The 22,221-nt window shown below is 50.7% G+C and carries 21 protein-coding genes; 10 read left to right on the top strand and 11 right to left on the bottom strand.

What is annotated here, in order from left to right; genetic code table 11:
* The first annotated feature begins 128 nt into the window (after window positions 1-128).
* A complete protein-coding gene (locus ACI0FJ_RS10135; RefSeq protein WP_424306538.1) occupies window positions 129-1,886 on the top strand; it encodes a glycosyltransferase family 4 protein in 1,758 nt (585 codons plus the stop codon).
* On the top strand, window positions 1,883-3,079 hold the full coding sequence (locus tag ACI0FJ_RS10130; protein WP_424302683.1) for a glycosyltransferase: 1,197 nt from the start codon (window positions 1,883-1,885) through the stop codon (window positions 3,077-3,079). Before ACI0FJ_RS10135 ends, ACI0FJ_RS10130 begins: the two co-directional genes overlap by 4 nt.
* 83 nt (window positions 3,080-3,162) lie before the next feature.
* Here ACI0FJ_RS10130 and ACI0FJ_RS10125 read toward each other — a convergent pair whose 3' ends face one another.
* The gene (locus ACI0FJ_RS10125) at window positions 3,163-3,855 is read right to left on the bottom strand and encodes a type 1 glutamine amidotransferase (protein ID WP_424302681.1); all 693 of its coding nucleotides are present in this window, start codon (window positions 3,853-3,855) and stop codon (window positions 3,163-3,165) included.
* 796 nt (window positions 3,856-4,651) lie between these two features.
* Here ACI0FJ_RS10125 and ACI0FJ_RS10120 point away from each other — a divergent pair.
* The 4 genes from ACI0FJ_RS10120 (at window position 4,652) to ACI0FJ_RS10105 (ending at window position 7,600) form a co-directional block, all read left to right on the top strand.
* On the top strand, window positions 4,652-5,899 hold the full coding sequence (locus ACI0FJ_RS10120) for a DEAD/DEAH box helicase (protein WP_424302678.1): 1,248 nt from the start codon (window positions 4,652-4,654) through the stop codon (window positions 5,897-5,899).
* Window positions 5,900-6,145: 246 nt separating this feature from the next.
* The gene (locus ACI0FJ_RS10115; protein WP_424302676.1) at window positions 6,146-6,412 is read left to right on the top strand and encodes an RNA recognition motif domain-containing protein; all 267 of its coding nucleotides are present in this window, start codon (window positions 6,146-6,148) and stop codon (window positions 6,410-6,412) included.
* Window positions 6,413-6,595: 183 nt separating this feature from the next.
* Window positions 6,596-6,859, top strand: a complete 264-nt coding sequence (locus ACI0FJ_RS10110) for a hypothetical protein (protein WP_424302674.1) — start codon at window positions 6,596-6,598, stop codon at window positions 6,857-6,859.
* Between the two features lie 528 nt (window positions 6,860-7,387).
* Window positions 7,388-7,600 carry a hypothetical protein gene (locus tag ACI0FJ_RS10105; RefSeq protein WP_424302672.1) on the top strand — a complete coding sequence of 71 codons (213 nt, stop codon included), beginning with the start codon at window positions 7,388-7,390 and terminating at the stop codon, window positions 7,598-7,600.
* A 70-nt stretch (window positions 7,601-7,670) separates the two neighbouring features.
* On the opposite strand, the gene ACI0FJ_RS10100 is transcribed toward ACI0FJ_RS10105, so the two are convergent.
* From ACI0FJ_RS10100 to ACI0FJ_RS10055, 10 genes are all read right to left on the bottom strand, one after another.
* Window positions 7,671-7,949: a type II toxin-antitoxin system RelE/ParE family toxin gene (locus ACI0FJ_RS10100; protein WP_424302669.1), complete on the bottom strand. Its 279-nt coding sequence runs from the start codon at window positions 7,947-7,949 to the stop codon at window positions 7,671-7,673.
* Entirely contained in the window at window positions 7,936-8,181 is a 246-nt protein-coding gene (locus tag ACI0FJ_RS10095) for a CopG family ribbon-helix-helix protein (RefSeq protein WP_424302666.1), read from the bottom strand. The genes ACI0FJ_RS10100 and ACI0FJ_RS10095 overlap by 14 nt, the downstream gene beginning before the upstream one ends.
* A gap of 58 nt (window positions 8,182-8,239) precedes the next feature.
* Window positions 8,240-8,818: a TetR/AcrR family transcriptional regulator gene (locus tag ACI0FJ_RS10090; protein WP_424302664.1), complete on the bottom strand. Its 579-nt coding sequence runs from the start codon at window positions 8,816-8,818 to the stop codon at window positions 8,240-8,242.
* Between the two features lie 276 nt (window positions 8,819-9,094).
* On the bottom strand, window positions 9,095-9,793 hold the full coding sequence (locus tag ACI0FJ_RS10085; RefSeq protein WP_424302661.1) for an SDR family oxidoreductase: 699 nt from the start codon (window positions 9,791-9,793) through the stop codon (window positions 9,095-9,097).
* A gap of 152 nt (window positions 9,794-9,945) precedes the next feature.
* Window positions 9,946-11,514, bottom strand: a complete 1,569-nt coding sequence (nikE, locus tag ACI0FJ_RS10080) for a nickel ABC transporter ATP-binding protein NikE (protein WP_424302659.1) — start codon at window positions 11,512-11,514, stop codon at window positions 9,946-9,948.
* A complete protein-coding gene (locus ACI0FJ_RS10075) occupies window positions 11,511-12,341 on the bottom strand; it encodes an ABC transporter permease (protein WP_424302656.1) in 831 nt (276 codons plus the stop codon). The genes nikE and ACI0FJ_RS10075 overlap by 4 nt, the downstream gene beginning before the upstream one ends.
* 10 nt (window positions 12,342-12,351) lie before the next feature.
* Window positions 12,352-13,281, bottom strand: a complete 930-nt coding sequence (locus ACI0FJ_RS10070; RefSeq protein ID WP_424302653.1) for an ABC transporter permease — start codon at window positions 13,279-13,281, stop codon at window positions 12,352-12,354.
* Window positions 13,282-13,356: 75 nt separating this feature from the next.
* The gene (locus tag ACI0FJ_RS10065; protein WP_424302650.1) at window positions 13,357-14,892 is read right to left on the bottom strand and encodes an ABC transporter substrate-binding protein; all 1,536 of its coding nucleotides are present in this window, start codon (window positions 14,890-14,892) and stop codon (window positions 13,357-13,359) included.
* A gap of 112 nt (window positions 14,893-15,004) precedes the next feature.
* Window positions 15,005-15,742 (bottom strand): class I SAM-dependent methyltransferase, encoded by a 738-nt coding sequence (locus tag ACI0FJ_RS10060; RefSeq protein WP_424302647.1) that lies wholly within the window; start codon window positions 15,740-15,742, stop codon window positions 15,005-15,007.
* Window positions 15,743-16,045: 303 nt separating this feature from the next.
* Window positions 16,046-16,246, bottom strand: a complete 201-nt coding sequence (locus tag ACI0FJ_RS10055) for an RAMP superfamily CRISPR-associated protein (protein ID WP_424306536.1) — start codon at window positions 16,244-16,246, stop codon at window positions 16,046-16,048.
* A 251-nt stretch (window positions 16,247-16,497) separates the two neighbouring features.
* On the opposite strand from ACI0FJ_RS10055, the gene ACI0FJ_RS10050 reads away from it, so the two are divergent.
* The 4 genes from ACI0FJ_RS10050 to ACI0FJ_RS10035 all read left to right on the top strand — a co-directional run bounded on the left by ACI0FJ_RS10050 (window position 16,498) and on the right by ACI0FJ_RS10035 (window position 22,172).
* Window positions 16,498-16,779 (top strand): hypothetical protein, encoded by a 282-nt coding sequence (locus tag ACI0FJ_RS10050; RefSeq protein ID WP_424302644.1) that lies wholly within the window; start codon window positions 16,498-16,500, stop codon window positions 16,777-16,779.
* Between the two features lie 67 nt (window positions 16,780-16,846).
* A complete protein-coding gene (locus tag ACI0FJ_RS10045; protein ID WP_424302641.1) occupies window positions 16,847-18,295 on the top strand; it encodes a hypothetical protein in 1,449 nt (482 codons plus the stop codon).
* The gene (locus ACI0FJ_RS10040; RefSeq protein ID WP_424302638.1) at window positions 18,295-19,305 is read left to right on the top strand and encodes an AAA family ATPase; all 1,011 of its coding nucleotides are present in this window, start codon (window positions 18,295-18,297) and stop codon (window positions 19,303-19,305) included. The genes ACI0FJ_RS10045 and ACI0FJ_RS10040 overlap by 1 nt, the downstream gene beginning before the upstream one ends.
* Window positions 19,305-22,172, top strand: a complete 2,868-nt coding sequence (locus ACI0FJ_RS10035) for a formylglycine-generating enzyme family protein (protein WP_424302635.1) — start codon at window positions 19,305-19,307, stop codon at window positions 22,170-22,172. The genes ACI0FJ_RS10040 and ACI0FJ_RS10035 overlap by 1 nt, the downstream gene beginning before the upstream one ends.
* Window positions 22,173-22,221 lie beyond the last annotated feature (49 nt).

Genomic DNA, 22,221 nt, shown 5'->3' with positions numbered 1-22,221 from the left:
AAGACCACTTGCATATCGAAAGACTCTGTTTTTCAATAGGCTGAATTTACAGATAAAAACTTTTTGGTGGGGTTTCAAAAAGGGAAAGGGGTTGCCACAAATATAGGAAAATATTTCTTTTGACGGCTGTGAAAGGGAAAATAGCTCCGTGTGACGATGATTTGACATTGCTGGCCGAGTATGTCTTTCATCACACCATGGCAAAGCAAAGAATATGGGCATCGCTGGACCCTTTTTACGAGTCGGGGCCGCTTATGGGGCGCAAGGTGGCCAATGCCGCTTTCCTCAATGCCCTGCTGCAGCTCGACCCCTTTGACGCCTATCATTTTTTCCCCATGTCCCGGCCGATGCTGGAGAATCTGGAGCAGGCCCTGGCCCAGCAGCATCCCTCCCTGACGGCCCAGGGGCGCATTGTGCTGCACTATCGGCGGGAGCTTCCCCACCAGTTGCGCAGCTGCGCCTATTACTGCTTTCACCAATCCGACTGCATCAATTACCAGCCGCACCTTGCCAGGGTTCGCAATCTTTGCAGTGCGGAGATATTTCCCATTACCGGGGGGATCCATTCGTTGAGTTTGGCCTCGTATGCGGAGCGGTTTCTGGCCCACCTCTGGCCGGGAACAACGCCGCGCGACGCCATTGTGGCCACGTCCCAGGCCGGGCGCGAGGCTGTGGCCAGATTTTTCCGCGAAGCCCGCACGGCCTACGGCCTGTCCGGCGAATACCGCGAGCCACGGCTTGAAACCATTCCGTTGGGCGTCAATGCGGAGGGAATGCAGCCGCTGGATGCCACATCACGGGAAGCCTTGCGCCAGAAGATGGACATTCCCGAGGAAACCACGGCCTTTTTGTGTTTCGGGCGGCTGGAGCATCACTCCAAAATGGATATCCTGCCGCTTTTCAGGGCGTTCATGCGGTTGTTCATGGATGGTGTGCCGCGTGAAAAGGTTGTGCTGTTGCTGGCGGGGTGGGCCGATGAGGGCGATGATTTTCCCGACGAGCTGCGCGCTCTGGCCAAAGGTTTCAATTTGGATCTGCGGCTGGTGCTCCGTCCCGACAAGAAAACCAAGACCGAGCTGTTCCAGGCTGCGGATATTTTTGTTTCCATTGCCGACAACCCGCAGGAAACCTTTGGGCTGACCATTCTGGAGGCCGGAGCATTTGCCCTGCCCGTGATTGCTTCGGATTATGACGGGTACAAGGATTTGGTTCAGGACGAAGGCCCCGGCTTGCTGGTCCCCACCATAGGGCCGGACACCACGCAGGAAATCGACGCCATGTCGCGCCTGCTGTTCGACAACCAGTACCATTTGCCCCTGGCCCAGCGGCTGGTGGTGGATGTGCCTGCACTGGCCCGGTGCATGGGCTGTCTGCTGGCCGATCCCGCTGGCGCGCGGGACATGGGCCGGGCAGGACGCGTCCAGGCCATGGAGCTGACCTGGACACGCTGCGTGCGGGAACACCTGCGGCTGTGGGACGAGCTGTGGGAGGCCCCGGTCGTACACGTAGAACACGCCGAAAACGTTGAAAGCGGGCTCAAAACGGTGCGCCATCCGTTGCAGGTGCCGTATGCCCGCATATTCGAAGGCTACCCAACCCAAATTTTGGACGGAAAGTTGACGCTGCAGATCAGCCGCGCCGGACAGGCCGTGTACAGGGACATCGACCATCCCGTTATCTATGAGGGCATTTCCGGCATTGTCTCGACAGAGGCGGTCCATGCCCTGCTTTTTGCCGCGCGCAAGCCGCAGACCGTGGAACAGCTTGTCGGCATGATCATGGAACCGGGCCTGATTGGTCGGATTGGCGGGATTGAGACAGTGGAGCAGGCCGAGGCCCTGGTGCTGTGGGCTTTGAAGCACGATTTTCTGGAGCGTTGCGCTTGAACTGTCCTCCGATTGTGCACCACACCCTGCTTCGATCCTCGGGCGGGGCCACCCGCGTGGCCGAGATGCTGCACACCGCCCTGCGTCAGCGGGGAGTGCACAGCAGCCGGACCTGGGAACTCGACGAGCGGGAGGCGGGGCACAAGAGTCCGGGCCTGGACCAGGCCGTTGCAGCCTGGCAGCCCGTGCTGGAAAAGGGCGGCATACTGCACCTGCATTCCAGCCACGACTGGACCACAACCTTACGTGCTGTCCTGGCCCTGCGTCAGGAATTTGCCTCTTTTGGGAATGCCGCCTTGGGGGGGAATGGTTCTCCTGGCTCTGAAAATTTGTTTCGCATCGTTCTCACCCTGCACGACTGCAGCCTGCTGACCGGAGGGTGCGTCTATCCCCTGGACTGCCCAAGCCATTTTGCCGGGTGTCCCGATCCCTGTCCCAGAGGCTTCCCTGAAAGCGCGCGCCGCAAAGACGAACTGCGCGAATTGCTGAAAGCCTGCAATCCGCTTTTGGTCAGCCCGTCCGGGTGGCTCAAGAACATGGCCCGCAGCCATGTTTCCGGCCCGGATACGCGGGTGGTGCCCAATGGTGTGGCGTGGCCCGAATCTTCCACTTTGAGTGGTTTGGGGGGCAAACAGGCGAAAGAGGCGGCGCGCAAGGCCGTGGGGGTGGGGCTGGACGCACGGATGGTCCTTTTTGTGGCCCATGGCGGGGAAAAAGCCGTGTACAAGGGGGGCGAGTATTGGCGAAATATCTGTGCGGGCATCAGAAACGCCGTACCCGGTGCATTGTTCTTTTTGGTGGGCGGCGACCGGCACGACGTGGAAGGGGACCTCATCCACTGGCCCTATCTGGACGGGGAGCGGCTGCATACTTTGATGCTGGCCGCGGACGTGCTGGCCTATCCCACCCTGGCGGACAACCATCCCCTTGTGGTGCTGGAGGCCATGGCCGCGCAATGCCCAGTGGTGGCCTGGAACACGGGCGGCCTGCCCGAACAGATAATGCACGGCCAAACCGGATTGCTGGCCCCGTACCGTGACATTTCCGGTTTCATCGAATCCTGCATCTATCTTCTTTCCCATCCGGCCAAGGCGGCCCGCATGGGCAGCGAAGCCTTTGTGGAAGGGGGAAAGCGGTTCAATGTGCAGCGTATGGCCGACGACTACCTTCGGATCTACAAGAAGTTTGTGTGATATCCGGGCGGTTATTTGGATCGTCGCCCTCCCCGAAAAATAGGGTTTAGCCCTACGTTTGGCGCTTCGTAAGGGCAGAGGTATCAGGAGATTTCAAACCAGTTTTTGAAAATCTGGTCGTTTTCCCTGAATTCTTCCGGAGATACCTCGGTTCGGCTGCGACTTCCCTCGGGGACTCCACCATCCTTTTCAAGTTCTTCTGCAAATTCAAAAACATCCCGGTACATGAAGTCGGGATGAAACTGCACGCCCCAGATATTTTTCCCTTTAACCTGAAATCCATGTACGGCGCATCGGTCCGAGCTTGCCGTAATTTCGAACCGATCATCCAGATCAAAAACCTCGTCATAGTGAAACACTGATGATTTCAGGGAATGCATGTTTTTGAAAATGGGGTTGTCGGAAAGGGTTATGTCGGCCCAGCCTATTTCCGGTGTCGGCGACTTCCGTACATGGTGTTTCCCGAGTATATGCCGGACCAAAAACTGATGCCCGAAACAGATGGCGAGAATGGATTTTTCATCGTTGATGAAGCGCCGGAGAAGAGTGTCCAACTCCGCATACCATGTGTTCTCTCCAGCGGCACTTTCCGTGGAGCCGGAAATAAGCAGGTGGGTATAGCGTTCCATGTCGCCAATTTTTCCCAAATCTTCCAGGTGCACGGTATCGTACGGTATTTCGAGGGGCTGAAACGCTTGGGCGATTCTGTTGTCAAAGCTTGTCCGAAAGGGCGTTTCAAAGAGAATATTCAGTACAAGAGCCTTTTTGGGCTTCATTATTGAGATCCTTTTCAAAAGTAAGCGCATGTACACCATTGCAAAGGCCGGATATGCGGCGTGTGCCTTGTATTGCACAAGCCACAGCGTAGGGCGCAACATACATTTGGGGGCATGTGATTTCAATGGGGGAACCCCGGACAATCACAAGGGAGATGTGGATAACGTGCCGTTTTAAAAAGAGGAAATGTTAGTCTTTCTATGGGGTTTTCCCCTTTAGGCAGCTTCTTTTATTCTCTTTTTTATAAAGTAAAGAGAGAAGATATTCTTCTTAGAGTTTGCTTTAATGTTTTGTTGCCTGCAGTAAATGTATAAACCGGTTGGTATTTTGTTGGATGAAATGCTGTATTGGCGCTGTTTGTTTGGACTATTACGCCTTGTACATGTTTTGAAGTTGCATTGGACAGGCTATAATTGACGGCAATTGGAACACTGAAAAGTATGCAGCGCGAAAGTTAAGACGTTTGTCTTTTGCAGGCTGCTCTTGAATGAAATAAAGAGCGTGTACATCAATGATATTTTCTGTAAAACTGCGCCAGCCGGATGGCTCCTAAAAAATATTTTAATTTTTATTAAAAATAAAACTTTACATTTTTCTGGAAATAACCGAAGAACAGGCAGCTCAGCGTGACAGGACGCATGATTACTTCTTCGCCCCAATTGGGCAACTAACGTTCTACGTCAGTCGAAAGATATACTCACCGTACATGAGCCAGCTGATTACCACCTGAAAAAAATCAGGTTCGGCAGCCGTCGCGCGCTGTCGTTAGTACCACTTTTTTTACTCAAGGCTTTTATGACCTTTCAGAATTTCTCTTTTGATAAGCGTATTTACGCGAATCTCAAGGCTTGCGGCTACGAAAATCCAACTCCCATCCAAGACCAGACCATCCCGCTGATTCTTCAGGGACATGATGTCATGGGCCTGGCCCAGACAGGCACCGGGAAAACAGCCGCCTTTGCATTGCCCATTTTGCAGCGCCTTCTTGGCAGCAATTCGGCCCAAAAAACTCCTCAAATTCTTGTGCTGGCCCCTACCCGGGAACTGGCAATGCAGATCAATGAAAATTTTAACGAGTTCGCCCGCAACACCGGCATCCACAGTGCTGTTGTAATGGGCGGCGTCGCCATGGGGCCGCAAATTCGCGCCAGCAGAACGGCTCAGATTGTCGTGGCTTGTCCCGGCCGTCTTGTCGCTCTCAACGCTGCGAATAATATCAACCTCAGCGGTATCAATACCCTTGTACTGGATGAAGCGGACCGGATGCTGGACATGGGCTTCATGCCCGACATCAAACGGATTCTTGCCGCACTCCCCGAGAAAAGGCAGAATCTGCTTTTTTCTGCAACCATGCCCGATTCCATCCGTACTTTGACCAAACGGATTCTTAACGATCCCAAGACCGTACGGATCGACACGCAATCTGCGGTTACCAGTATTGAGCATGTGTTTTACAAAACACAAAAAATGGAAAAGACCGTTCTGCTGGAAAAGCTTATCAAGAAAGCGGATTTCCAGAGCATGCTTATTTTTACCCGTACCAAGCACAAAGCCAAGAATTTGGCACGCAGGCTTTCCCAAAACGGCCTCAGCTCCACCTTTTTGCAAGGCAACATGAGCCAGGGGCAACGGGAAAAGGCGCTGGACGGGTTCCGCACAGGACGCTTCCCCATCATGGTGGCGACGGATATTGCCTCGCGCGGTATCGATTGTGAGCGCATAACCCACGTCATCAATTTTGATGTGCCGGATACGGTGGAAACCTACACGCACCGCATTGGAAGAACAGGCAGGGCGGGCCGTTCGGGCAGTGCCATCAGCCTGGTGACAGATGATGATGCTTCGCAGGTACGGGCCATTCAGCGTGGGATGAAACTTACTGCGAAAGTGCAGTCGTTCGGCGCGTTGGAAGGGCAGGGTAAATCTGTTGCCCCGGTGAAGTCCGAAGCCAAGGCGGGAAAATATCCCGAACAAAAGGTGCAGGACGCAGCAAAGAAATCCTCGCCCAAGCGGAGACGGCGCCGGCGGCCACAGGCTGCTTAAGCTGTCAGACGGCAGAAAATTGATACGCCAGCTCTTTGTTTTAAAAATAAAGCTTGCTCTCTTTCTTTTTATGGGAGAAAGCAGGTGTATCTTTGAAAAATATTTCAAAAGAGATGCCTCTTGTAGGCAGCTCGTAAAAGGTGTACGGCTTACCGCATTGTAGTCGGTAGTCCGACACCAGAACTAACAAAGTAATGCCTTATCATTTATAAAAGTGTCTGGTATTACAACAACCCAGGAGACACAGTGTCTAAGAATTTGTATGTTGGTAACCTTGCTTGGTCCGCCACTGAAGAAGAAGTCCGCTCTGCTTTCGAAGCTTATGGAGAAGTAACTTCCGTAAAGCTTATTGAAGACCGTGAAACAGGCCGCCCCCGTGGCTTTGGTTTTGTGGAAATGAGCAACGACTCCGCTGCCCAGGAAGCCATCAGTGCCATGGACGGCCAGGATTTTGGCGGCCGCAACCTCAAGGTGAACGAAGCCAAGCCCCGGGCCGAGCGCCCGCGCTGGTAGTCGCTGTTCCTCTGCTATAGACAGTACCTACGCCGTCTCTCTTTAGGGGGAGACGGCTTTTTTATTCACCTCAAATTTTAAGCCGTGCCGTTACATTTGTTTGACTAAAAATGGAGCCGGACACGCGATAAGCAACATGGTGGGCATGGCCCATTCTGCGCGACCAGAAATTCTGGAAGCGGAGTGAGCGAAGCTGGAAAATTTTTTTCAGATCGCAGTCCTCCACAAAATACGGGACGTATTTTGTGGGCATCAACTACAGACAGGAGGAAAGCTGTGGCAAAACCGAATTACGGTTTTCTCAAACGCCAAAAGGAAGCTGCCAAGAAAAAGAAGCAAGATGAGAAGAAAAAACGCAAGCTTGCTCAGAAAATGGAAAAGCAAGCAGATGAAAGCGTTACGGTAGATCCCAATGCTGAAGAACAGGATCAAGCCGAGGAATCATAGCCGCCCCGTATGTCAGCGACCACTTGCGGTTGAATTCGCCCTCCGACTGCGGCCATGCAGAAGAAAAATGTCGCTTTTTTCTCTTCCTGGCGGAGTCGAAGGGGTGTTCACCCAAACGGCCGATTAAATTTCCCCCCTTCTTTTTTCACAGCGCTTTTAGAAAATTCCGTAGCTCCCTTCGCCCTTTGCCCTTCGCTCTTCGCAGGCGTGCGGAAGTTTTATCGCGCCCTCATGCAGCCTTTTCAGTCCCACGCGTTTTTTTCTTTATAGGTCATGTTGAGTGTCTTGCTGATGCCTCGGTTGAGCCCCGATTAATGTCCGGATTACTGCCCGGTAGGGCCCCCCAGTTGGCCCCCAGTAGGGCCCCAAGTTAGGGCCCCAGTCTGGCATGACCCGCAACGCACTGGGGCCACCGGAGTTGTCCCCCGATAACTGACTGGAGAACTGGCTGGATAACCAACTGGATTTTTGATCCGCCAGGATATACCAATATATCATCAGGAAAGATTACAAAAAGGAAGCTGACAGATGAAATTGAACCGTATCCAGGTGGAAATTTTCAAGCAATTGAGCGGGGAAATGGGAGCCGACGTGGATTCGTACATCAAGGACACCTCCATGGAGTTCATCGGCGTGCAGCGTGACCGGCTGGAGGACCTTAGCGAGGAAGAAGGGGATACATGGATAAACAAGATGTATGTTCTTTCCCTGGCCGATTTTGGGAATAATATTCCGCAGTAGGGAGGGGAAGAAGGGCTGGCTGATAGCCCAATGAAGACCCTGCAGCGGGGGGGGGCCCCAGTGCATAGTTTTAAAATTTTTGCGACGAGTGGAAAATATTCAAAATATCGACCGCATCGTCTTGGATTCGATACGGGATGATGTAGGGCGAAATAACCAGTTCCCGTGTCATGGGAACACGCCCGGGGCGGCCACTTTCGGGAAAGTGTTTCAGCCGTTGGCAGCCATCCCAAATGCGCTGTGCTTCGGAATACATGACCTCTTCATCTGCCAGCTCTGCCAAATAACGCCAGATGGCATCAAGGTCTTTGATCGCATTTGCCGTCCAGCGGATTCTAGTCAGCTTCAACCTTCAGCCCCCACTTGCCAAAAGCTTCCTGAACCTCAGTAGCGCTTGCGAATTCGCCGTTGTTTGCCTGTGCCAAACTCTCGGCTGTTCGGGAAATCTGCCAGGACTGGTCTTCCAGAAAATGCTCCAAGGCACTGGCAACAAGGAAAGACTTGCTGCGATTTGTTGCCTTTGCAAGTGCGTCCAGCTTTGCCACGGTCTCTTCGGACACCCGTGCAGTTACAGTACTCATATCGACCTCCTTTTACACAATGTATGCATTGTATACATTGTGGTCAATGTCTGTAGGATCAATCCAAGACCTGTAAAAAGGCCGAAAGCGCTTCGTCCAGAGATTCCTTTCCACATTGCGAGCGGGTAAGCACCTGAATTCCGGCGAAGGCAACCACAAGCATGCGTGCGGTGCTGCGGGCGTTCAGCCCGGGGTTGATGTCCCCCTCGGATTGCCCGCGTTCTATGGTTTGTTTCAATTGTTCTTCCACAAAACGAAAGTCCGAATCGACCCGCTCCCTGACCTCCGGATCGTGGGGCGCCATCTCCACCGCCACGTTGATGCTCATGCACCCGGCCTGACGGTCCGTTCCTTCGGTATTGGGGAGCATATCCCGAAAAAATGTTTCTATCGCGTCCCTGGCTCCGGCCCCCTGCATGACGCGTTGCAGACTTTCCCGGTATTCTTTGCGGTATCTATCAAAGGCTGCCAGGAACAGGGCGTGTTTGTTTTCGTATTGGCTGTACAGGCTGCTCTTGTTCAGACCGGTCGCCTGCATAATGTCCTGCAGGGTTGTTCTTTCGTATCCGTGGGTCCAGAACTCCAACAGCACTTCCTCCAGAACCTGCTGCGTATCGAATTCCTGTGGTCTTGCCATCAATTACTCCAAGAAGTTTATGGGCCGGAAAATACCAAATCGTCACGCTCCCGATGGAGAATGGCGAAAGCGTTTCGTGACTTGTGGAGTAGTAATAGTCGTTTTGGACCGTATGGTCCAGAATGAGGAGGGTGGGAAAATCAGTATGCCCTTTGCCATATGCAACGAAAAAGGCTTGGAAGAACTTCGCTCTCATTGGGACCTTGCCCGTGGAGCTAACGTGGAAATACCGCTCAAGTCATTATAAAACGCCCCTCCGTAGAGGGGCTGGTCTGTTCAAATGAGCCTTGCACCGCCATCAACCACCAGAGTCGTGCCCGTGACATATTGATTTGCCATCAGATAGATGTAGGCTTCAGCTACCTCGGCAGATGAAGCAACTCTCCCGGAAGGGAACTGCTTGGCATAGAGTTCTACCTCCTGGGACTTTGGCGCAATAAACCCAGGACTGACGGCATTGATCCGTACTGGCGCCATTTCAACGGCCAGGGTGCGGCAGAGAGTTTCAGTGGCACTGTTAAGTACGGCCATGATCGAACTCTTCGCATACACTTTTTCGCCAGCTATGCCTGTCGTCAAAAGAACGGACCCTCCCGGACGTATCCGGCCCTGTACCTTTTGAATGAGCTGGCACTGGCCCCAAAACTTTGTTTCAAAGGCCTTTTTAGCCTGTTCCAGATCGGTTTCAACAAAGGAAGCCGGTGAGATTACCGGCCGGGTGGTTATAACAAGGTGGTCAATTTCCTCGATTCCGCGCAAGGCTTGGTCAAGGCTGTTTTGGGAGGTCACATCCAATGAAACTGTTTCTATTTCTGGACCAACAACAGCGGCCAACTCGTCATGCTTTTCGGCTGCGGATCTGGAGGCAATGACTATTTTTGCCCCGCACTTCCGCGCCTGAATGGCAACGGCAAGTCCCAGCCCCGCACTTCCGCCAACAACAATTATTTTCTTATTTTGCAACTGGTAGGTCATCATCTCTTAAAAATAAACTATTGGTTGTCCCAATTCAATAGTTGGCGGGATGTCCGAAAAAATGGCGAGGTGGCCCCGCCTTTCTGAAGTTATCGCCCACAAGGCAGCTTTACCATGTCGGACTCAAACGGTTCAGCTGGCAGCCATACCATTCAACAAAGAGCCGATGCCTCCAGCAATTCCCGGGTATATTCGTGCGCAGGAGCCGTAATGACCTGCTCCACCTGGCCGTATTCCACACACCGCCCGTATTTCATCACCATGACGGTATCGCAAAGCCCGCTCACCAACGCGATATCGTGGGAGATGAAGATCATGCTCATGTTGCTTTCCCGCACCAGACAACGCAGAAGATCCACAATCTGCGCCTGGGAGGTGACATCCAGCGCGCTGGTAGCCTCGTCGCAAATAAGAAGTTCCGGCCCGGCAATCAGGGCGCGGGCAATGGCGGCCCGTTGACACTGTCCCCCTGAAAGCTCCCAGGGGTAGCGGTCGGCCAGTTCCGGGGCAAGCCCCACCCTCTGCATCAGTTCGTCGATCTGGGCATCTGCCGCCCTCTTTGTTTTCCGGTCGCTCAGGTTGCGCACAACATCCCTCATGGTTGCGCGGATTCTCTTGTGCTGATCAAAAGAGGTCAGCGGAACCTGGAACACCATCTGGGCCCGGCGATACAGAGTACGCAGGCCTTTCCGGTTCAAATCCGTTATCTCTTCCCCCTCATACCTGATGCTCCCCTGATCCGTTTTTTCCAATTGCAGCAGCTGCCTGGAAAGGGTGCTTTTGCCCGAGCCCGATTCGCCCACTATTCCCAATGCCTCGCCCCGAGCCAGCGTGAAACCGATGTTTTGAACCGCGTCCACTGTCCGGTTGGTGACGGTATATCGCTTCGTGACGTTGCGCACCTCAAGGAGCCGGTCGGTAAAGCTGTGGCCCGAAGCGTTGGCCTGAATGCGCGGTACGTCGGAGATCAGTTTTTTCGTGTAGGCATGTTGCGGAGACGTCAGTATCTGGCTGGTGGGCCCGCATTCGACAAGCTCCCCCCGGTACATGATGGCCGTCCGGTCGGCTATATGCGAGGCAAGAGAGATGTTGTGGGTCACCAGAACAATGGACGCCCCGCATTCTTCGCGCAGGATGCGGAATTCTTCAATAACCTGCCGCTGGTTCATCACATCCAGGGCGCTGGTCGGTTCATCGGCCAGGATAAGGGCAGGCTCCATGACCATTGCCAGGGCCAGGGCAACACGCTGGCACATGCCCCCGGAAAGTTCGAAAGGGCAGCAATCCAGCACCCGGTCTGCATCGTTCAGTCCCAGTTTGTTGAATACCGTACGTATTGCGGCAAGGGCCTGTTGGGGCTCTACCCGTTTATGGCTCCGCATGGTGTCCAGAAACTGGCTGCGGATTTTCCGTATGGGGTTCATGGCCGTGGTGGGGTTTTGGAAAACCGTGCACAGTTTTTCACCCAGTAGTTTTCGGCGATCCTCGGTGGAGAGTTCCGCCATATTCAGACCATTAAAAGTGATTGAGCCATCGGAGGTCCGTACACCATTGGAAGGAAGCCCCAGTATCGCCTTGAGAACAGTGGACTTGCCCGACCCGGATTCGCCGACCAGTGCGAAAATTTCTCCGGCGCCGACCTCGAAGGAAATATCGGATACAACATTGCTTCCGTTGTATCCGGCGCAGAGGTTCCGAAGGCTCAATACTGGATTTTTCATACGCGGTTCTCGCCGATATCCTTGACGTCCATACGGTCGCGCAGGGCGTCGCCCAGATAATTGAAGACCATTACCGTAAAAACAAGGGCCATGGCCGGGTACATTACAGTCCATGGGGCGGTGCGCAGCATTCCCCGGGATTCGCTGATCATGCTGCCCCATTCCGCATGGGGGAGCTGCACGCCCAGCCCGAGAAAGGAGAGCCCTGCAAAGCCCAGCATAACCGTGCCTATCTGAGAGGTTGCAAAGGTGAGCAGCGAATTGAAGATGTTCGGCAGGAGGTATTTCGCCATAATGGTACAGTCGCTGCAGCCCGATATCCTGGCGGCCTGAACAAACTCCTCATTTTTCAGCGAGATAACCCGGCTCCGTGCCAGACGGGCGTAGGGCGTCCAACTGGCAAAACCCATTGCCAGCATTGCATTGCCCATTCCTCCCCCAAGAATACCGGCCACGGAAATAGCCAGAACCATTTGGGGGAAGGCCATGATGCCGTCGATGAAGCGCATGACGATTCTATCGGCCGAACCGCTGTAATAGCCGCAGATAATGCCGACAAAGGCACCGAACACTGCTGTGATGACCACAAGGATCAGGGCGGAAAAAACACTGGTCTGCGCGCCATACAGCAGGCGGGAGAAAACACAGCGGCCCATGGCGTCCGTTCCCATGGGGTATTCCGCTCCGGGTGCCTCCCGCATACGCAGTACATGGGTGGCATATGGGTCATTGGGGGCAAATTGCTCGGCAAACAGACTTCCTACAACGAGCAAAAGGGCTATGACGAGGAACACCCTCAACCAGAAATCATTACGTGTTTTTTTCATAGGGGCGTTCTCAGCTTTCAGTTACCCGCGGGTCAAAATAACGATATGCCAGATCGGTCAGCAGATTAATGAGCACATAGATGATTGCTATGTAGACGACGAAACCCTGTATGACGGGGTAGTCTCTGGCTGTGATGGCGTCCATTACCAACTTTCCCATTCCGGGCCACTGGAAGATCGCTTCTATAACCACGCTGCCGGCAAAAAGGTGGCCCACGGAAAAGCCTATAACCGTTAGAATGGAAAGCATGGCGTTGTGCAGTACGTCTTTTACAAGAATGGTTCTGGAGGTTACACCTCTGGCCTGCGCGCCTATCACATAGTTCTCTCCCAATTCACCCAGCACTTCCGCCCTTATCTGTTTGATGAACTTGCCTATGGTGGGCATGGCCAAAGCAACAGTGGGCAGAATAAGCCCCTGAAAACTGTTTTTCGCCAATACGGGAAGCAACTGAAGATAGACGCAAAAAAGATAGATCAATAAGAGCGCGGCCAGGAAGGAAGGGATTGCATTGGCGAGAAATGTAAAAAACCGTACAAGATAGTCTGCAAATGTGTTTCGTCGGACTGCTGTCCATATACCAAGGGGAATGGATACGATAAGCGAGAGAAGCAGCGCGGAAACCGCCACCATTGACGTTTTCCCCATTGCCTTCCACATAAGCTGGGATACAGGAAGATCTTTTGCATAAGACTCGCCAAGATCCCCCTGCATGAAGCTCCACAACCACTGACCATACCGCACCAGAAAGGGATTGTTCAGTCCCATGTTCTCCCGGGTGGCATCCAGCATTTCCTTTGTGGGTACTCTTCCCTGGGCCACCAGTTTTTTCTGTGCCGGATCGCCGGAAGCAAGGTACATAAGGGAAAATGTAATAAAGGTTATTACCAGAAGTACGGGGATGAGCCGTATAAGACGATTTTTGATATACTTGAGCATGGCTTTACCCTGCGGAACACAAAAAGGCGTGTGGAAAATGAATCCACACGCCGTTAAGAACATCAGCCTTATACATTAGTCCGTTATGTCGGTATTGGCGTTCAGAAAATAAAAACTGATCGGGTTTTTTTCGTTACAGTGAACAACACCGGCCCGCATCACGGTTGTTTTGTTAAGTATTGCCAAAAAGCCCATGGCTTCATCGTTGATGATCTGCTGTTGGATATCAACAGCGAGTTTGGCCCGCTTGGCTGCGACAGGTTCCGAGAAGAGCTGGGCCAGAAGCTGCTTTGCTTTCTCGCTGTTGTATCTGCCGGAAGTGTATTTGCCGCCGCCGACGACACGCTCTATAAAATAATACGGGTCTGCCGAAGGGTTTGCTGTCATGCAGTAGACGCCGATATCGAAGTTTGCGGTGCTCATATAGGTCCCGTCCGGGTCTTCGGAGACGCTCAGCGTGGCCTTGATGCCTATGGCCTTCAATTGTTCCTGCATGAGAAGGACGATTTTATCAATTGAACGGGCTGCGTAGTAGGCAATATCCAGTTCAATTTCCTTGCCGTCTTTGGCGTAGTAGCCGTTGGCATCGAGGGTGTAGCCGAGTTTTTCGATAATTCTCTTTGCCTCGGCAGGGTCGTACCCATGTTTTGTAAGTTGCCCGTAGGCTGTTTCGGTACCATAGGCGCCGACAGTGGGGCTGGCCAGACCGGCGAGGAGGATGCATACGGAGTTCGAATCAAAGGCCATATTGATGGCAGCGCGAAGCTCCTTCTGCGGAAGCCGGTTCATGTTCAAGTAGTAATAATACAGGCGGGAGGCCGGGATGGCGACAACAGTGTATTTTTCCGGAGACTCGGAAAATATGGTGAGGTCGTTGGTTGTGGGGCCGATATACGCATCGATCTCACCATTTTGGAATGCCAAGGAAAGCGTATCGGCATCGGCCACGTACAGCCCTTCGACGCCGTCGAGTTTTACTTTGCCAGCCCAGTACTTGTCGTTGCGCACAAGTTTGACCGACACGCCCGGATCGAATGCCTCTACCTTGAAGGGCCCGGTACAGACCGGGGCGTTATCGATGTCTTTTGATGCATCGAGATTTACCATCGCCATATAGACGTTGCAGAGCTCGTTGAGCACGGTGGGCACGAGCTTCGGGGTGGTGATGGTGAATGTTTTGGCATCCACCACCGCGAAAGACGCGTCCTTAAGCATCCGCGCTCTTTCATTTAACTTTCTGCCGCGTTCTATGCATTTTACGGCCATATCGGCGGTAAGCTTGCTGCCATCGGAAAAAGCGGCATCGTCCCTGATTTTTATCGTCCAGGTGGTGCCATCCACGGTAGCGGATTCGGCCAGCCAGGGAACAACAGCGTAGTTGTCGTCTATCCTGAACAGGGTCTCGGAAAGGCCCACTGTGGACGTATACCAGCCGAAAGTTCCTTTATGCGGGTCCAGGCTGGTGTACGTGTTGGCGAACAGATCGCCGATACGTACAATTTTTGGCTGTGCCGCTTCCACGCTGGGCGAAAAAAAGGCCAGCACAGAGAGCAGCATGAAAAAAATCATCAGGCATTTGATGGAAACATCCGCGCCCCTTTTGGAAAACATCTCGCAATCTCCTTGGAATAAACATGTTTCGTCAGGCAGTTGAATCGCTCCGGTTGGAAACTCCAGTAGTGCGATAGAACGAGACTCAAAGGTCGAACAATATCAGAATGGATTATTTGTCTGCATAAACGATGAAGAACGACGGCGTTACGCTCATGTCAAATGCATAGGGATTTTGTGCGAAATATTTTTCAATATCCCATGAGAGCACTTCGCCGAATCCGGCGTGATGCAACATTTTTTTCACTTCATTCTTTTTTACGCCTTCATACAGCGGCAAATCCTTTATCATGCGTGCATAATGCATGAAAAAGCGAAGCGAAATTCTGTTGTTCATGTGCAGTATGCTTTTGATCATGTTGATTGGTATTTCATAGAAGCGACGCCATGTCTGGTTTCTCCAGAAACCATCCGAAACTATGATGCGGCCTCCTGGTTTCAACACCCTGTGCCATTCCTGGAGCGCCAGACCAGGATTGGGCAATGTCCAGACCAGGTTTCTGGATACGACAACATCGAAACTATTATCTGCGAAATCGAGTTTTTCCGCATCGCCGGTGCGAAAATCAATAGCAAGATGCCTTTCTTTCGCCTTTTTCTGGGCGTTGCTGATCATCTGAGGGGATAGATCCAGTCCGGTGACGTCAAAACCGGCTCCGGCAAGGTAAAAAGCAAGTTGCCCCGGACCGGTGCCTATATCCAAAGCTTTCTGAGACTGACCGGGCTTTGCCAGAGCTTTGATTGTTGTTTCCCAGGCCTTTTCCGTTTCCGGTGATTTTTCAATATCCAGGGCGTAGCTTGTGCTCCGCCAATTCCAATAACTTTCGATTTTGGTTTTCAGTGTATCCATTTGAAGCTGCTCCTTAAAAAAATGTTAAGGGGCCTGCTGTCGGAGCAGGGGAGGCCTGGGCATTTTGTGCCGATGTGTATACCTAAATGGCATTTAGGTATGTTCATCATCTATAGTTGGGAAGATATGCTTGATAAATGAGTAATATTTTAAACTTAGACGAACAAAAATAACACAAAAACTAAAGACGTATTATTATAATTGGCATTTAACTACAAGTTTTTTCCCCTCAGCGGGGCTGTTCCCGGTTTTGGGGAAAGTGGCTTGCCCCCAATTGGGGGGCACCAAAAAAGGCTTAGAGGTTTACTCTAAGCCTTTGCAATAGCGGGGGGAGGTAGTTTCAAATCGGGGCAGTATAAACCAGCCTTTCCCAGACTTTGCATTGGTACTGCCAACCAATTCCGACTCTTCTTTTCGTATTTGGGATAAGTCTCCATTATGCCTGCTCCAGGCCCAGGTCCGCCGCCAGAAACGTAGCGCGCCACGGATGGAGCTTATTCGCAGGTCTGGCTTGATCTGGATTGGAAAGGAAAAGGAAGGAAGATACTCTATATTTTACTGTAATTATTAAATCTTTAGCTGCTAAGTGGGGTCCTTTTTTTATTAGTTTCATTTATTGTTTGCGTATTACAATCTTGATAATCAATAGATTGTGTGACGAGAGCCTATTTTAGGGAAGGCCTGTTGGGACAGTGGACAGAGCTAGAAGGTATTATTTAAATTTCACGCAATCAACGAGAGGGGCGGATAATGTTTTGAACTTCTGGCAAGCATTTTTTCAATTTGGATTTGAAACCGAGGCGGAACTGGAAAAGTCGATTTTGAAGGTCGAGGCTGATTTGTTCGGCCCAAGGAGAATCTATCTCGACTGCAAAAAGATCGGTGCAAAGGGAAGAGTCCGCAATATTCCTGATGGTTATTTGATCGTTCTTTCGAGTATTAGGGTGCCCGTTTTGTATGTTGTTGAAAACGAACTCGCAAACCATGATCCATTACGACATATTGCGGTGCAGGTTCAGAATGATTTACATTTATAAATATTATGTATTATTACCTTGAGTATGAGCTTTTAAAAAAAATAAGGCTATAAGCGGGGGTGAATTAATGGAAGACTTGTTGCCTATAGGAAAACGAATTTGTAGTGCATTCAAACCACTGTTACAATTCAAATTTTTATTGAAAGACATTTCTAAGAATAAAAAAGGAAAGTATTCTCCTGCCGCAGTTGCGGTGATTGAGTCCCAAAAAAATTTTTTGTGTAATAAAGAAAATAGAATGGAAAAGACCGCGTCATCACTAGTTCAGAATATATTTATAGGAGAAAATATTACAAGAGAAGTATACTTTGAATGGCTGCAAGCCTGTTCAAATGACTATTTGTTAGATTGTATTCTGGCCTTTCAGGGAAACACTCAAATGAATAAAGTTGAAAAATTTGAATCCAATCTGCAAAGTTTTATGGAAATGACAGGTGATAGGAAAAGAGCATATGTTAGTTTTTTAGAAGCATGTACTGGGTATTTCACTATATTGTTTTTGCTTTCAGAGAAAAGTAAATTTTCATTAATGATGGCTCAGGAGCAAAAAATTCATAATGATGTACAATGTTTAAGAGAAGAAGTGTCGATATTTATTAATGAAATATGCGGGACTCGTGACTTTGATAACGCCTTTCTTCATCTAAAAAGTCAAGATGAAAATGAACTTGAAAATAAAGTAAGAAAAGTCTTTGAAGCACATGCTATAAAATCGCTTAAGGATAAATGTCTTTGGAATATTGTAAACAATATTTTGGATTCAGACAGTGACTTTGTTCGTGCATATGCGTCAAAAATTATCAAAGAGAATATCGATTATGAAGAAGATGATATTACTGAATATCGTAAAGCTGCCTATTCTTATTTTTTTAAATTGTCTTACATTGAGTTTAGATCGCTTTTAGACGATATGTTTAAAGCTTTTAAAGAGGGAGATGATAAATCTTTCGATGAATTGAAGTTAAAAAGTGATCTTTTCCTTTGGAAGTTAATTTCAAATGGAGATAATATTCATATTAAATCACAATCCGTTTTTAAAGTGGAAGGCTCTGACTGTGTGTTGTGTCATCATACCAATAAAGATGAAATTGGCATTGTTGTTTCTGTCGTTCATGGCGAAGCTCCTAGGGTTGATAGTCAAGGTTTCCGCATTGTTTCTCCAAAAGAAAGAAATAAATTTATTAATTTACCAGAAACAGGGGCGTTTGTTGATAATATGATATCTGAGTATGACGTACTTTTAAAAAAAGAGTTAACAAAAGGGAATGATCTTTGGCGTGCCCTTGATGATGCGTATGTAAATGAAACTCTAGATATGAGAGCTATAACGAATAATTTCAAAATATTTTATTATCTTGTGTTTGATGATAACAGAGAAGTAAGCACTGTAATGACTGGATTTGCAACTAAGTTTCATTCTTTACGATTCGCTGTTGTCAGTGAACAAAAAGATGCAGTAAAAATTGATAACATAGAAAACATAAAACGAGATTGGATTATTTTGGAGAATCAATAATGACACACACCAGCACAAATTCAGCCTCACAGTGTTACTACTGGGAGGCCGACCATCTCTTTGCCATTCAGGCGGCTATTGAAGTTGGGCGTCCGCTTTTGGTCCGGGGAGAGCCTGGGATAGGAAAAAGCACTCTTGCCAGGGCGGCGGCAGAAAGGTTGGGCCGCTATTTTGTTTCTGAGGTTGTGACGGCACGCACCGAGCCAAACGACCTGCTATGGCAGTTTGACGGAGTGAAGCGGCTAGCGGATGCTCAATTAAAATGTACCGCAGGTGGCAACAAGATAACTCTGGACAAAAGAGATTACATTGCGCCGGGGGCCTTATGGTGGGTGTTTCAGCCGGAGTGGGCAAAAGCGCAGCATTCCATTTGTCCGGGGAGTTGTTGTCCGAGTTTTGATGATATGAAGGACATAATTGCTGCACAGCTTGATGAGCACACAGGCCTTCCCAAGAAAAACACTTCCGGCAATGAAACTACCTCAGAAAACGGCAAGAACGGCTGGGTGCTCCTTATTGACGAAATAGACAAGGCAGATTCCGACGTTCCCAACTCCTTGTTGGAAGCTTTTGCTGAAAATGAATTCGCGGTTCCGCATTTTGCCGAGCCTGTGTGTCGTGCTGGGGGGGCGGGGCAGTCCTGCAACGCTTCCAAACCGTTGGTCGTTATCACTACCAATGAAGACCGTGAACTTCCCGCTGCTTTTCTGCGGCGTTGCTTTGTTTTGAATATGGAATTCCCGAAAGATGAGGACGCCCCTGAGTGGCTTTTGGCGCGTGCCGAAAAACATGGTTTATCTGTTTCCTCCGACATACTTGTAAAGATAGCCAAACTTCTTCTTAAGGAACGCAGGGAAAAAAACGGTATTCACTGTCCTGGGTTGGGAGAGTACCTCGATTTTGCCTATGCCTTTGAACACATGCGCCAGAATTTGCCTAAGCTGTCTGACGAGGATCTGCTGAAAAAAATCAGCTCCTTTGCGTTGAAGAAAAACGCTCGGAATGTGTAATGGCTGTGGGGAAGCGCAACGCGAGAAAAGGGGCAGTGGGCCGTGCAGACCTTGTGAGGCTGCTGACTCTTTTTCCGAACCATCCACCGGAGCAGATCGCGTCTTTTTTGGGGTATGACTACACTCCAACGGAGGCGATCGTAGAAGAACCGCCTCGCCTTCCTGACACGCCCGAAGAGCAGGAGACTGCCGAGAAACAGACTCCAGAACTTCAGTCGCCCTGGTTCTGGCACATCGTGAAGCGTGAACGTTTTTCTTCGGACAAGCCTGGAGACATCCCTCCAGAAGAAATGCCTCCTGCGGTGCCTACCCACTTGCCGGACATGAAAGGCCCTGTCCCCGAGTTTTCCCCGCTTGTGCCGTGGGTGCGTTTATGGCCGTTGCTGCGCGATATTGTAGCAGGCCATCTCTATTCCAGGCAGCCGGATGAAGCAGAAGCGGTACGGTTGCTGTCCAGGGGCGAGCATCTTGTGGATATCCCGAGAAAAAAGCGGAAGGCGTGGAGTGCACGTCTTCACATATTGGTTGACTGCTCTGATCCGCTGATCCCGTTTTGGGACGATTTTTATATGATTATTCAGGGGATTATGCGCCACGTAGGGAAGAACAGCCTTACAGTTTCCTGTGCCGAGTTTGGACCGCTGAATGGAACGTTCGATCTGCGGACTGGAGAGTACGTGCCCTTCTCCTCATTTCCTGTAGAATTGCCATGTCTGATTTTCTCTGATTGTGGCGTGTACAGTACACGCGAGATGCGCGAACAATGGGAAGAATTCGGGAGACTTTTTTCCCGTCGTGGATGCAAGCCTGCAATTATAAGCCCTGTTCCCCAGCGTTTGGTGCAGAAAAATATCGCCAATTTATTTCGTGTGGTCTGTCTCGATGATCATGCTCCAGTGCGTTTTACTTCCTCCGGAGCAAATCCGTCCATGGTCCCGGCCGATGCCGGGGACAGCACGCCTTCAGAGTCTTTGCTGGCGTTATGTTCCCCTGCCGTGCGGGTCGAACCTCAACTTCTGCGTGCAGTGAGGCGTTTGCTCCCAGAGGCCGATGTTGGAACAGAAGGGATGGCTTGGAATCATGTTGATGTTGAGCCTAATCCTTTGGCTTTTTCTTTCAAAACATCGGGCGAGAATTCCCATGAAACCCTGCGCAAAAAATTTGCCACACTCCCCAAGTGTTTGCGTAAGGCAGCCGACAAACTGATAAATTTGTACCATTCCGGGCTTCCGGCAGAAGTCCAATTGGAAGAGCGTCTTACGCAGTATACATTACGCCTTTCGGACAATCCTAATTTGCCTGTACCCCAAGATGTTTTGCAGTATCTGCAATGGCTTGGTGAACGTAGCGAGGAGGTTGTTGAGCCTGGGATGCTCAAGGCCTGGGTTCGGCGTATGGGCCACAGGCAGCTTTCGGAACTTAAAAGGGAGACACCCTGGGCGAAACCGTTGAAAAAGGTGGTGGCAGCCGCTTTTGCAGAGGAGTTGCGTTCCGCCCAAAGCCATAAAATTCCTCCTCTCGTGTCTGATGACGACATTGAAGCACTTGAGGAATCTGCCCCAAGCCAGGCAAAAGATTGGATTCTGGTGCAGGAAGGGGAGAAGCTCCTTTTTAAAGAGCTGGGAAATTTCGACAGAGGCTGTCCATTCGGAGTGTTGCCTGCCAAAAGGATCGTCGAGGTGGTTCTTCCAAAGCAACATGCCAGCTACACGTTGTCCAATGGCTTTTCCATTTCGCTTCCAAGGCAGGAAACAATTTCCATTGTATCTTCCGAGGAGTCTCTCACGTTGGGCTCCATGCAAAAGCCCAAATGGGCCGATTCCATCGTGCAAAATGCCAAGGGGTTGTATGCGACACTTCCTTTGAACGATTCAAAGATAAAGTGGGTTCTGCCTTCGGACCTTAAAAGAATATATCTGGAGCAGACCGGCGAAGTGCCGGAGGCCTTGGGGCTTTTGAGATGGGGATTAAGCCCCTCTTACGATGAAGTGCGGCCTGTCGGTGATTACGATGAGTATTTTGGCTTGGTTAGTTCTCAAGAGCATGCTCGCTGGGTGAATATAAGCCAGCTGGAAAAATTCAGCGGCAAAAAACTCCCGGATGTTTCCTGGGCGGTTGCCGAAGGGATAGACCAATACGGTCTGTATGCCGACCTGCGTATTAAGGGGATAATTCAACGCATGCGTTGGATACATCCGGGAACGTTTCTAATGGGGTCCCCGGAGTCTGAACCTGAGCGTGACGATGATGAAACGCAACATGGGGTGACACTTACACGCGGATTTTGGTTGGCAGATGCCACCTGCACTCAGGAACTGTGGGAAGCTGTGATGGAGAATAATCCGAGTAAGTTCTCCGGAGAGCCGGAATTGCCCGTTGAAAAAGTGAGTTGGAAGGATTGCCAAGATTTTTGTCAAAAGGTGAATGCATTGCTTCCAAACATACGTCTTACACTACCGACCGAAGCCCAATGGGAATACGCCTGCCGTGCAGGAACTGAAACACCATTTTCATTTGGGGAGAACATTACACCGGAACAAGTCAACTACGCTGGAACCTCCCCGTACGCTGGCGGGCAAAAGGGATTATATCGGGGAAATACGGTTCCGGTAAAGGCGCTCGAGTGCAACCAATGGGGGCTGTATCAGATGCATGGCAATGTATGGGAATGGTGTCAGGATTGGTATGGTGAGTATCCTACGTCTTCAGTTGTTGACCCTTCTGGGGCAGATTCGGGCGGGGATCGTGTGCTTCGTGGGGGGAGCTGGATCCTCAACGGCAGGCACGTTCGTTCTGCCTGCCGCCTCAGGGTCGTTCCGGGCTACCGCGACCACAACACTGGCTTTCGTTTTTCTCTGGGTCGTTAAGCGAACTCGCCGGAGGCGCAACAGGGAAGGTAGAAGCCCCTGCCAGGCT

Origin of the sequence: Desulfovibrio sp. 7SRBS1 (genome assembly GCF_049723905.1) — a bacterium.
Lineage (GTDB): Bacteria > Desulfobacterota > Desulfovibrionia > Desulfovibrionales > Desulfovibrionaceae.
The sequence above is the reverse complement of the archived record's forward strand: the minus strand, read 5'-3'. Positions and strand labels throughout refer to the sequence as shown.

Bases quoted from the DNA above. Each gene is read 5' to 3' on its own strand.
- ACI0FJ_RS10125 (WP_424302681.1), bottom strand. From the start codon at position 3,855: ATGAAGCCCAAAAAGGCTCTTGTACTGAATATTCTCTTTGAAACGCCC.
- ACI0FJ_RS10120 (WP_424302678.1), top strand. From the start codon at position 4,652: ATGACCTTTCAGAATTTCTCTTTTGATAAGCGTATTTACGCGAATCTC.
- ACI0FJ_RS10105 (WP_424302672.1), top strand. From the start codon at position 7,388: ATGAAATTGAACCGTATCCAGGTGGAAATTTTCAAGCAATTGAGCGGG.
- ACI0FJ_RS10095 (WP_424302666.1), bottom strand. From the start codon at position 8,181: ATGAGTACTGTAACTGCACGGGTGTCCGAAGAGACCGTGGCAAAGCTG.
- ACI0FJ_RS10090 (WP_424302664.1), bottom strand. From the start codon at position 8,818: ATGGCAAGACCACAGGAATTCGATACGCAGCAGGTTCTGGAGGAAGTG.
- ACI0FJ_RS10085 (WP_424302661.1), bottom strand. From the start codon at position 9,793: ATGACCTACCAGTTGCAAAATAAGAAAATAATTGTTGTTGGCGGAAGT.
- nikE (WP_424302659.1), bottom strand. From the start codon at position 11,514: ATGAAAAATCCAGTATTGAGCCTTCGGAACCTCTGCGCCGGATACAAC.
- ACI0FJ_RS10075 (WP_424302656.1), bottom strand. From the start codon at position 12,341: ATGAAAAAAACACGTAATGATTTCTGGTTGAGGGTGTTCCTCGTCATA.
- ACI0FJ_RS10070 (WP_424302653.1), bottom strand. From the start codon at position 13,281: ATGCTCAAGTATATCAAAAATCGTCTTATACGGCTCATCCCCGTACTT.
- ACI0FJ_RS10065 (WP_424302650.1), bottom strand. From the start codon at position 14,892: ATGTTTTCCAAAAGGGGCGCGGATGTTTCCATCAAATGCCTGATGATT.
- ACI0FJ_RS10060 (WP_424302647.1), bottom strand. From the start codon at position 15,742: ATGGATACACTGAAAACCAAAATCGAAAGTTATTGGAATTGGCGGAGC.
- ACI0FJ_RS10045 (WP_424302641.1), top strand. From the start codon at position 16,847: ATGGAAGACTTGTTGCCTATAGGAAAACGAATTTGTAGTGCATTCAAA.
- ACI0FJ_RS10040 (WP_424302638.1), top strand. From the start codon at position 18,295: ATGACACACACCAGCACAAATTCAGCCTCACAGTGTTACTACTGGGAG.
- ACI0FJ_RS10035 (WP_424302635.1), top strand. From the start codon at position 19,305: ATGGCTGTGGGGAAGCGCAACGCGAGAAAAGGGGCAGTGGGCCGTGCA.